This window comes from Duganella sp. S19_KUP01_CR8 (genome assembly GCF_036688705.1).
Taxonomy (GTDB): domain Bacteria; phylum Pseudomonadota; class Gammaproteobacteria; order Burkholderiales; family Burkholderiaceae_D; genus Rugamonas.
Genome location: NZ_JAQQPR010000076.1, coordinates 1 through 1,020, shown reverse-complemented (window position 1 = coordinate 1,020; position 1,020 = coordinate 1). Strand labels below are relative to the sequence as shown.

Below are 1,020 nucleotides of genomic sequence, written 5' to 3'. Positions count from 1 at the left end.
GTGCGTGTTACCGCACCTTCATCCTGGCCATGAGTAGATCACTTGGTTTCGGGTCTACACCCAGCGACTATCGCCCTGTTCGGACTCGATTTCTCTACGGCTTCCCTATATGGTTAACCTTGCCACTGAATGTAAGTCGCTGACCCATTATACAAAAGGTACGCAGTCACGGAACAAGTCCGCTCCTACTGTTTGTATGCACACGGTTTCAGGATCTATTTCACTCCCCTCCCGGGGTTCTTTTCGCCTTTCCCTCACGGTACTGGTTCACTATCGGTCGATTACGAGTATTTAGCCTTGGAGGATGGTCCCCCCATATTCAGACAGGATTTCTCGTGTCCCGCCCTACTTGTCGCACGCTTAGTTCCACACATCGCATTTCGAATACGGGGCTATCACCCGCTATGGCTCCTATTTCCAGAGGATTCTTCTATGCGTCATGCTAAAACGTGCAGGCTCATCCCATTTCGCTCGCCACTACTTTGGGAATCTCGGTTGATTTCTTTTCCTGCAGCTACTTAGATGTTTCAGTTCGCCGCGTTCGCTTTGCATACCTATGTATTCAGTATGCAATGACCTAAAAGGCCGGGTTTCCCCATTCGGAAATCTGCGGATCAAAGCTTGTTTGCTAGCTCCCCGCAGCTTATCGCAAGCTACTACGTCCTTCATCGCCTGTAATCGCCAAGGCATCCACCATGTGCACTTATTCACTTGTCCCTATAACGTTAGCCCCTGCGACTAAACAAGGAGCGTTTATAGGAATAAGAAGTACTACGTTGTTGCGTTTGTTGATACATACAATCATTACCCACCCACGCGGTTCCCCGCATGGGTACATAAAAATTTACTTACTTCTTCCAGATTGTTAAAGAACGTACAGCACTTGGTCTCTAAAAGACCAAACCTAAACATGCGCCCATTGGCGTCGCTTACGTTTGAACTTTTGGTGGAGGATGACGGGATCGAACCGACGACCCCCTGCTTGCAAAGCAGGTGCTCTCCCAGCTGAGCTAATCCCCC

General features: G+C 49.2%; 1 tRNA gene and 1 rRNA gene. Both read right to left on the bottom strand.

Annotated features, from left to right (window positions below):
- Positions 1 to 717, bottom strand: a 23S ribosomal RNA gene (locus V6M89_RS30385); the annotation flags it as partial.
- Between the two features lie 227 nt (positions 718 to 944).
- Positions 945 to 1,020: transfer RNA gene (locus V6M89_RS30380), tRNA-Ala, on the bottom strand.